The organism is Thermococcus sp., from assembly GCF_027011145.1.
Taxonomy (GTDB): domain Archaea; phylum Methanobacteriota_B; class Thermococci; order Thermococcales; family Thermococcaceae; genus Thermococcus.
In genome coordinates, this window is sequence record NZ_JALVAO010000020.1 from 1 (window position 1) to 10,337 (window position 10,337).

6 protein-coding genes and 2 pseudogenes are annotated in these 10,337 nt (G+C 51.2%); 6 read left to right on the plus strand and 2 right to left on the minus strand.

The features are described 5' to 3' along the window. A pseudogene (locus MVG27_RS02140) lies at window positions 1–198 on the minus strand (ArsR family transcriptional regulator); the annotation flags it as partial. 173 nt (window positions 199–371) lie between these two features. Beyond that, window positions 372–863 (minus strand): PadR family transcriptional regulator, encoded by a 492-nt coding sequence (locus MVG27_RS02145; protein ID WP_297549354.1) that lies wholly within the window; start codon window positions 861–863, stop codon window positions 372–374. Between the two features lie 112 nt (window positions 864–975). On the opposite strand from MVG27_RS02145, the gene MVG27_RS02150 reads away from it, so the two are divergent. From MVG27_RS02150 to MVG27_RS02175, 6 genes and pseudogenes are all read left to right on the plus strand, one after another. Then, the gene (locus tag MVG27_RS02150; RefSeq protein WP_297556063.1) at window positions 976–5,037 is read left to right on the plus strand and encodes an MMPL family transporter; all 4,062 of its coding nucleotides are present in this window, start codon (window positions 976–978) and stop codon (window positions 5,035–5,037) included. Window positions 5,038–5,109: 72 nt separating this feature from the next. Continuing rightward, on the plus strand, window positions 5,110–5,991 hold the full coding sequence (locus tag MVG27_RS02155; protein WP_297550375.1) for an AEC family transporter: 882 nt from the start codon (window positions 5,110–5,112) through the stop codon (window positions 5,989–5,991). Between the two features lie 96 nt (window positions 5,992–6,087). Next, window positions 6,088–6,474 (plus strand): hypothetical protein, encoded by a 387-nt coding sequence (locus MVG27_RS02160; protein ID WP_297550377.1) that lies wholly within the window; start codon window positions 6,088–6,090, stop codon window positions 6,472–6,474. A gap of 11 nt (window positions 6,475–6,485) precedes the next feature. After that, a complete protein-coding gene (locus tag MVG27_RS02165; RefSeq protein WP_297550379.1) occupies window positions 6,486–8,972 on the plus strand; it encodes a hypothetical protein in 2,487 nt (828 codons plus the stop codon). Window positions 8,973–9,042: 70 nt separating this feature from the next. Continuing rightward, complete coding sequence (locus MVG27_RS02170; protein ID WP_297550381.1) at window positions 9,043–9,627, plus strand: hypothetical protein; 585 nt, start codon at window positions 9,043–9,045, stop codon at window positions 9,625–9,627. A 32-nt stretch (window positions 9,628–9,659) separates the two neighbouring features. Continuing rightward, window positions 9,660–10,337: pseudogene (locus tag MVG27_RS02175) on the plus strand (hypothetical protein); the annotation flags it as partial.

Here is a 10,337-nt window from a genome sequence, read left to right on the forward strand (position 1 = left end):
AATCCTGTCCGGGTTTGCCAAGGCCTTGAGCGTCTTCGCGGCTTTTTCTTCGTCCAGCTCAGGAAGTTCTCCGTCGCTGAGCTTCTTTCTCAACCGGGCCTTTATCGAGAGCATTACCTCATCAACTGGGTCTATGCTCTCTTCAAGCACTTCCAGCTTTTTCTTCAGCTCCTCGAGCTGGGCCCTCAGGTCTTCCATGCTACCACCAAGTACAGATTTTTGTAGTACAATTTTCTGTACTCAAATAGCGCTGGAAGTATATAAAAACTTATCGGTCATGTTGACAATTAGAGCAATGGAAGAACGATACACGGGATACTAATCTAAACCAGAAGGAGGGTAAAACAACGTCGACGTTGGCCTATTTGTTGTTAGCTCTCGGAAGAAAGCTCCTTTTCGAGGGTCTTTATTTCCTCATCGAGTAGATCTCTGATCTGCTTGAGCAACTCAAGATATTCTTTAAGGGTCTCCCTATTGATTTTTCTCTCCTTACCCATCTCCTCGATCTTCTTTTTGAGTCTCTCATGATAGCTTATCGCGGTGTAAAGCGAGCGGAGTGCCAGGTCGTTTGATGTTCTCAGATACTCCCAGCCCTTCTCCGTGAGGCGATACTTGACCCTTCTCAATTTGCCCTTATATTCCTCCCTCGGTTCGAGAAGGCCTTCCTCCACCATCTTGTTGAGGAGCGTGTAGAGGTTGCTGTGACTAGGCTTCCAGATTCCAACGGTGAACTTCTCCAGTTCCTTAAGGATTTCATAACCGTGGGTTTCTCCCTTAAGGCCGACGATGACAAGGATTATGTTCTTCAGAGGGACGGTGAAGAGGCCCTTGAGTATTTTTCGCTCAACGTCCTTCGTTACCATCACCCCTGACATGTAAATGATCAAAAACCTTTATAAACTATTCCCTCTGATGACATGTCGGAAATAGACATGTTCAAGAATGAAGTGTCAAAAAGTAACATAGGTGGTTAACATGGCATGGAACGATTGGATTGTGAAGCACGCGAAGCTGATAGTTGCCCTCTGGATAGTGGTCATCGTACTGGCCACACCACTTGCGATAAAGCTCAGCAACGTCACCAACTACAGCATGAGCCAGTTCCTGCCAAAGCACGTGGAGAGCGTTGAAGTCCAGAACAACATGAGCAAGTACTTCCCGAGCTTTTCCCAGAACGACAACACGACGTACATAATCATCACAAACATCAAAGTCAACAGTCCTCAGGCGAAGGAAGCCTACGAGCGCTTCAAGGTGGAAGCAAAACCCTACGGAAGCAACTTTACCTCCTACTACGATGCAATCGATTTGCTCCACAACAAGTCATACGACATAGCGCTGAACCTCACAAAAACGACGGCAAACCTTACCGAGCTGTTCTACACCTCGGCGATAAACGCGAGCAACGCCTACAGGATGACACTCCTCCAGGTTGAGAACCTCACCAACCAGGTGAAACTCCTCAACCAGACCGTTCCTGAGCTTGCAAGGGCATACTTGGCCCTTAAAGCCAACCTTACTGTCCTCTACAACCAGAGCCTTGCCCTCAGGAAGGCACTCAACCAGACCGACATGGCTTACGTTGAGCTCCACCGGAACCTTACCAGAGCAAGTGAGCAGTTGAAGGAGCTGAAGTCAACGATAGCTGGCCTCAATACAGGCCTCTACAACCTGAGCGACGGCTATGCCAGAACCTACCTCGGCGTTCTTGGAACCTACGATGCCCTCGTCCAGGCAGGGGCCTACGAAAGGGGACTTGACGGCGCAACGGCCCAGGCCATAGCGACCCAGCTCAACGTTCCGGTGGAGTTCGTCTACGCGGTTTACAACGCGACCTATCAGGTTTACTCCGCCTATGGAGCAACAGCCATTACCGATGCCTTCCTGGCCAACGTCACGAAGGCAATCGTTCTGAGCCAGATTAACGATACCATGCAGAAAAACCTCGCCGAGGCCTACTCCGTTGCCTTCTATCGGGGTGTTGTGGCCTTCGACGAGCAAGCTGGAAGCAACTACGCGCTCATTCAGCTTGGAAAGAACGCGGTGCAACCGGTTGAGGAAATAGCCAGCACGGCTCTCAAGAACCTCCCGCTGGTCATTGAAAGGGCCGGAGGAAGCTTTGAGATTCCGGGCTTCGGTCAGGTCCCGGCCAGTACCCTGGCGTACATCGTGAACGTCTCGATAGGCCTTGGAAGGAATCCCTCCTCAGGTACCGTTGAAAATGCGACCATAACAATCGCCAAGACCCTCATGGCAAACAGCCCGCTCATGAACCTGCCTAACGCAGATGAAGTGTTGAGAACCCTCCTCCTCTACGGGCCCACAAAGGAACTTGAAACTAACCTGCTCGCCAACGCCCTCAAGGAGAAGCTACCTGAGGAAGAGAAGCCCCTTGCAGAGCTCATAGCGAAGACCGTTGTGAGCTTTGACCCCGACGCCAAGGGAGTTCTGGCCAAGGAACCTGAAGTACTTAAAAAGGCCACCGTTTCGTTGCTTGAGGAAATTCTCAAGGAGAGGGGTGTTGAGCTCTCAGCCGATGTAATAGCGAAGGTTTACGACTCCAACGGCAACGTTGAGCCGATAGCGAGGGAAATCCTGATTCAAAAGACGGCCGAGAGGGTGAAGGACGAGAAGGTAGCCGAGATTATGGTAAACGCCGTTATCAACAACAACCCAGAGGAGCTGGCCAAGGGGATTGGGGTAAAAGAGGCAGTCAAGGAAATTATCACGAGCGTTGCTGGAAACGCTCCCGTGGACATCGGAAAGGTCGTTGACCAGATTTACGCCGGGGAGGACGCCTATCAGATAGCCTACAGTCTGTTCGAGGAAGGGGTAAACGAGAAGCTCGCCAACGTTAGTGCGCCGGAGGACGTTAAGGAAACTCTGAAAGAGATACTGTTGACAGTTGCCAAGAACTACCCAATGAGCGAGTCCGACATCGAGGCCCTTGTCAAGGAAGAAACTGCGAAGCTGGTGGAGAAGTTTGTAAAGGAGATAAACCTCGGTGTTCCGATTCATGTCAACGCCACACAGCTCGTTGATATAGCCTTCAAGTTCAGGCAGGATCCGAACAAGATAACCAGGGAGGACGTTAAGCCCATAGAGGAGCAGATTTACCCCTCAATCTACAGCCTCGCAAAGGACTACATAGGCATGCTGAAGAGCCCTGACAACACGACGATGCTCATCATGATGGTTCCAAAGAGCCTCAAGAACGTTACCGACCTTGAGAAACAGACCAAATTCCAGTATGAGAACACCCTGAAGGCCAAGGAAGTCCTGCTTAAGGAGATGAGAAAGTACTTCCCCGATGCCAAGGCCTACATCAGCGGAACTCCGGTTCAGACCTACGAGATGATACACTACGGCAAAGAGGACAACGCGAAGACGACGAAGTTCAGCTTCATAGGAGCCCTGATAGTCCTCTTCATTATCCTTGGAGCCGCTCTCCTCGCTACGCTCCTGCCGTTCACAGGTGTCGCGACGGCAACGCTCACCGCACTCGGAATCCTCTACCTGCTCGCCAAGGGAGACATCATAAACGTCGGCAGCTGGGCCCAGATGATTACGGTAACGACAGCACTGGGTCTCGGTATAGACTACTCGACCTACTACCTCCACAGGTTTAAGGAGTACTTGGCTGAGGGCTACGACCACGACAAAGCGGCGAGCGAGGCCTTGAAGAGGGCCAAAGATGCAGTCCTAGCGAGCGCCTCGACGGACATCATAGCCTTTGCGAGCTTTATCCTTGCCTGGGAGTTCCCGATATTCAAACAAATGGGTATAATAGCGCCAATAGCGGTCATAGTCGTCCTTATAGCGAGCCTGACCTTCATTCCGGCGATAACAGTGCTAATAGGCGACAAGCCGATATTCTGGTGGCCGAGGCACATCAAGCACGTTACCGAAACGGATATCCACGAGGAGAGCAGAATCGCCAAGTGGTCAATCAAACACGCCAAGGCAGTACTGTTGATATTCATACTCCTCCTTGCCCCGGCAGTTTACGCCTTCGTGAACTTCAACGGAACCCACGACATAAAGCTCTTCCTTCCAAAGGACAGCGAGACATACCACTTCCTTGAGATAAGCCAGAGCAAGCTTGGAGTCGATGTCATGGGAGCAACCTACGTCCTCGTTAAATTCAACCACCCAATCACCGACAAGGACTTGGCAACGATCAACGAGATGGTGAGAGACATCGAGAAGATTAACGGTGTCAAGTACGTCTACACAGTTACCCAGCCCTACGGAAAGCCAGTTAACGCGAGCCTCGACAAACTCAAGGCAATAGGGGGCAACAGGTACATCTCAACTACCGGAAACATGGTGCTCATCGAGGTCGTCAGCAAGTACGAGGCAACAACACCACAGGCCCACCACATGGTTGAGCAGATAAGGAACCTCATGAAGGAATACGAAGCGAGCGGAAAGATAGCCAAGGGCATGGTCGGTGGTGGGGCCGCTCTGGACCTCGACCTGAGCAACCTTATCAACAACATATTCTGGCACAGAATCCTCCCAGTAGCGCTCGTCCTAATGTTCCTGTCCCTCATACCGACCCTCAGGGGAATCCCGGCAGTTATCTCGACTATGGCAACAATAGGCATGGGAGTCCTGCTCAGCATAGCGATATCAACATGGCTCTTCCAGAAGGTCTTCGGTCAGGAAATCATGTGGTTCCTGCCACTGATGGTCTTCGTCGTGCTCATGGGAGTTGGCATAGACTACAACAGCTTCTACCTCGTCAAGGCAAGGGACGAGTTCGAGCGCAGGAAGCCAGAGGAGGCCCTAATCGTTGCGGCCGGAACGATGGATCTCGTGGTTATTGGCCTCGCGGCGGTGCTCGCTACGACCTACGGAGCGCTGATGACCAGCTCAACGTGGGGAACGAGGGAGATAGGATTCGCTTTAGCGGCTGGAGTGCTAATAACGGCAACGCTGGCGGTCTACTTCCTCGGTCCGGCGATGATGAGCCTCTTCGGAGAAAAGGCCTGGTGGCCACTGCACAAGGCGGAGAAGAAAGAGAAGAAGTGAACGCTCTTCCCTTTTCTTTTAGTTTTTCCTTCCCTTCGACACGCTTTTAAACGCTAAACCGAAGCTTTCACCATGAACATCGCCGAGATGCTCGCGCTCATAACCATTGGTTACGCCCTTAAACTGGCCATAAAGGACGAGAAACCCTTTGATTACCTTCGAATCCTAGTGAACGACGTTCTTCTCGCGCTGTTCATCTTCGGTAACGTCGCGAGCAAGGATTTGAGTTATCTGCTCAGCATAAAGACCGTCTTCCTCTACGTCTTCCTGATAATTGGCATAAGCCTGTCCGCGTCCTATCTCTACGGTCGCGTTAGGCTCAAAAACGATCCCTGGGCCGGTGCGCTGATGGTGCTCTCGGTTTACCCCAATACTGCGGCACTCGGCTTTCCGATAGCGAGCCTTTTCTTGGACGACATAACGCCGGCTATACTCTACTCGACGACCAACTCGATGATAGTTATCCCGATAGTTACCTTCATCGCCGCCCACTATTCAAGCGGTGGTGCGAGCGTTAAGGAGAGCTTTCTCAAGGCTTTGAAGTTCCCGCCGACGCTTGCAAACCTCCTCGCTCTTGGCCTAGTTATAGCTGGAATTCACCTTCCGGGCTGGTTCATTGACCCAATAAAGACCATTGGCTGGCTCAGTATTCCGCTCCTCCTCATATACTTCGGCTCGAGGATAACGCTGAGGGCCTTTGATGTTAGAAAGCTCCTCGAGGTTGGAGCCTTCAGGATAGCGATTCCCTTCGTTTTCGTTTTCTTAACACTCAGGAGCGCGAGGCCTGAAATCTTCTACTCCGTTCTGGTTGAGGCCAGTATGCCACCTGCCATAGCGGCCAACGCGATTTTAGCCCAGTACAGGCTCAAGGCCGATGAGGCGATAAGCGTTACCTTTGTGCTAACACTGCTTGTCATAGGACTCTTTGTTATTCTGAAGGCCGTTCTGGGTTAAAATTTTGTTTATAGAATTTCGTTAGGCTTCCAAAAGGAAAGGGTAATAAGGTTTTGTAACATATTTATCTTTTAATAATTCACCTGAGGTGAGGAAATGGGACTGTTCGGGAAGATTAAGTCCGGTCTCGACTTCGTGGCCAAGCACCTTAAAACAAAACAGTTCAAGATGACGGCCGGGGAACTCGTTGATGTACTGAGGCTTCTTGGTTATCCGAAGGGAATATACGTCAGTTTCAAAGAGAATTGGAATCAATACGAACTTGAGAGCGCTGGATGGGTCGAAGATCACGGTAGGAGATTGGTTGAGGTTTGGTATCTGGTTGAGGTCGACGAAGACGAGGAAGAGGTATCCAATCCCTCCTTCGTGAGCGAGAGAGAAAGACTCGATCCGGGGAGGGAAGTTTGGATACACATGAGCGAGGCAAAGTATGAGGAGCTTGTGAAGAAATATGGGGATATCCTTAGGAAGTTTGAGGTGTAGGGGTGTTCTGAATGAGAAAAAGATTTGCCCTTTTTCTTGTTTTTATCATGGTTTTCATCGTGATATCTGCCGGCTGTACCGGGAATTCTGGAGTTACGACCCAAAGACCGACAGAACGGGCATCTCCAGAGAGTGGATACGAGACTTCCTCCTCGGAGAGTAGAACCGATGAAACAGCGCCCGCGAGCATCGGAGAGCTTTATCAGCTGACCCATGTAAAATATTTCTCTGACGGAGCCAAATGGCTTGAGATTTTTGTTGACAAAAGCCGTTGGAAGTCCAGTGCCGAAGAGTTTCACTTCAATTCTCCCGAGTCAGCATGGTTCTATTCCTCGGGCCATCTGTATGCCTTTGAATACGGAGGTGAGGCCCTCTATGATTACGCAAAATACAATGAACAAAGGCCATACCCTTGGTTTATCCTGAGAGTGCCTTATGAACCTGTTGCGTTTGACAGAGCGGGCCCAAAGGCTTCAATTCTAATTCTCGACAACGAGGGAAAACTCCACCTTGTTATCTACGATGAAGACAAGATTGAAGAGTGGCCATCGGAAGATGACCTAAAGGTTATGTACTTCCCGGAGATTAAAGAGGAGTTCTCCTGGGCCGTGGGAGGAAACCGCCTTGCTGTGGGCTGGGACTACGATGAGAATTACATCTACTACGCCACCTGGGGAGGAAACAGGGTCTGGGTCGTGGGGTTCACCAACGAGGGGCTGAGCGACCTCCTCGACGGCAATAGAAGGAAGCCCGGGCCGAGGGTCTTCACCTTTGATTCGCCGGTGAAGGCGGTAATAGTTGGCGAGAACGGCCTCTACGTGTGGGAGGGGAACAGGCTCCACGTCTTCAACACCCTCTCAGGCCCTAAGGCCCTAGAGGAATCATCTACAGTTGGAGTCCCCGAGAACGGCCACTATCATCTCGACTTCGGGGAGAGCAGTGACGTTCTCACCTTCTACGACGGAAATAACGTTCTGATACTTCACCTTACAGGGGATGGGCTTGAGAGAAAGGATACGGCAAGTTTACCCGGTTATGATTTCGTTGGATACGATTCTCAGAACTGGGTTATCTTTGCCTTCAAAGGCAGTCAGCTGGACTTCTACGACTACGACCCTGACTTCTCAAAGGCCACATATAAAGGAAGCCTGAAACTCCCTGCCAAAGCTAAGAGCGGTCACGCCTTTATCTCAACGGAAGGAGATGCCTACGCCTACTTCTGGGGCATTGATGGGAGGTATTACGCCGTAAACAGTGAGTTAAACGAGGAAGGGCCCGCGGGAACCTCAGGCGAATCCGAAACGGGAACCCAGACATCAACCCGGACGTCAGGCTCCTCCACCGAAACCCAAACAACTACGAGCACGACAGCGCCGGGGCAGTCTGGTTCTGCGGATGTCCTTCAGAACCCCTTCAATGTGCAGGGAATCAACTTCACGAGAGGGGACTACAAGTATTTCGGTATTAAAGTCGTCCCCAAGGAAGGTTACCTTATGTACTTCCCATACGGAGACCGGAGCTACTTCTATCAACTCGTCAGCAGGTATGTGTTCAGGATTTATCCCTATCCCTACGACTATTGGAACGGTTACTCCTCAGAGCCAGAGCTGAAAGTCCCGACTCCAGACCTTCTCCCTGCGGAGCCTAAGGCCTTCTACGGCGTTCCAAACGGGGACGATTACTTGCTCGCTGGCAGGAACGGAAAGTTTCACATTCTTGTAGGCTACGGGGACGAGACCGAGGTCAACGGCATAGCCGTTGATACCTTCAAGACCCACATAGCCTACGATTTCGACGCCGATGGAGTTGTAATCGACAAGAACCACTACGAGTACATAGCCTGGAAAGGAAACGTGCTCAGAGTCTACGCCTACACAGATGATGAGCACTATGCCATGTGGGACAAGGGCAAGGAAATTCGCGTTAGTCCCTCAATTTATGAGCTTCCCGAGAAAATACTTGAGGTTAACCCCTATCTCGACAAAAACTTCCTCGTTGTCAGAACCGAGGGAGGGCTCTACCTAATCCCCAAGCCCAACGGCTATTACAAAGACGACCACAACATTTACCGCGTAATCAACGGCTACGTAAAATTTGTTGGGGCGATACACTACTGGGGAATAGGGGCGTTAATAGTTTACAAGGACGGAACTGTCTACCATTTGGACGTCAACTACGACTCCGATGAGCGTAGCATGACGCTCACGGTTGACGCTGGAATCGAAATCCCTAACGTTGTTGGTCTCTATGGGGCGCACTCACAGGAGCCGTACTTCGTCGTCTCCACATCGGATGGAAAGTTGCTGGTCTACGATTACGCCTGGGACGACACGAAAAGGGCTTACGTCTTCAAGCTTGCCAAGAGCTACGACCTTGGAGTTCCGCTGGTGAAGTTCTACACGGATTACAGACCAGAGTGGAAGTGGATAAAGGTTCTGGGGCTCAGCGATGACGGAACGTTCTACAACCTTGAGATAAGCGAGCCGAAGGAGGGTTGATGCTCCTTTTCTTTTTTCCGTCGGTTATGCGCTCAAACTTTGGCACTTCTGGAGGTAATGGGGTTTGAAGTTGGGAAAACTCATCATCGTGGGGCTTTTGGCGTTCTTCATTCTTGCGAGTGGTTGCACAAGCCCAAGTGAGGAAACACACTCGGGTTTTCCCGCTGAAAGTTCCCACACCACATTCCAAGGGACCGACTCACAGCAGACGGGGACTGGCGAAACCTCGACGACAACTGCCAGACATCCAACGGGAATCAAAACCTACAGGCTACTCAACCGCACGGTCGTGATAAACGCCACAGTGGTTCCCGATGCTACTTGGGAGTGCTCTGAGAAGGCGCCTTCCGTTGTATATGACTACTACAACGCTGTCAAAAACGAGGAGAACGTCTCGGGTTTCTTTGACCTTTCGGTGGTTGATGAAAGTTCTTTGACTGAACTTCATCGGGCGCTCTACGAGGCAGTTGACTTCAATGAATTAAAGGTTGAGAACGTGGAGTGCTTTCCAGTAAGTACGAAGCTCGTGGCATGCAGATATCATTACTCGGCGGTCATTACGAAGGATGAGCAACAGAGGGACATCGAAAGGGACTACGTTACGTTCCTGTCTGGCGACAGATGCAAAATAATCTGGACGGAGGCTGAAGGATGAAGCTCACTCCACTTCTACTCGCGGGGCTTTTGGTGCTCTCCATATTCTCCGCTCCCCTAGCAAACTCGGCCGGAACCGGTGTGGATTTGGAAAACCTCGACACTGACGGAGACGGTTTGAGCGATTATGAGGAGCTTCACTTTGAGTACCTCTATGCTGTCTACAACCGCGAGACTAATTCCACGTACTTTCTCGAAGGGAACCCGATAGTCCTCGACCCGACCAATCCTGACACGGACGGCGATGGAATCCTTGATGGGAGCGACCCTGTTCCCGCTCATTACGACTTTGATGACGATGGTCTGATAGAGGACAACGCCTGTGCCTTCACAACGGACTGCGACGAGGACGGCGTTACGGATTGGGTGGAAAACCGTTCGAAGACCGACCCGACAAACCCAGACACAGATGGCGACGGCCTTACCGACTGGCAGGAGCTCTTCTGGTACAGTACTAACCCCCTCGTGCAAGATACCGACGGGGACGGCTTCACGGATTTTGAGGAGGTCAAAGTGGGAATTGACCCAAGAAGTCCAAACTCGAAGCCTTCAGAACCGCCATCTGTGAAAAAGCCAGAATACAGGAAAGTGGACACGGCAATAAGGGAAACTCCGAGGCCGAAGGTTCGCAAACACATCGAGTTCCTCTTGGACGGGAAGAGGATTAGACCCGGCGAGTTCATCACAGCGGTCGTTGATAGCGATTCGGTG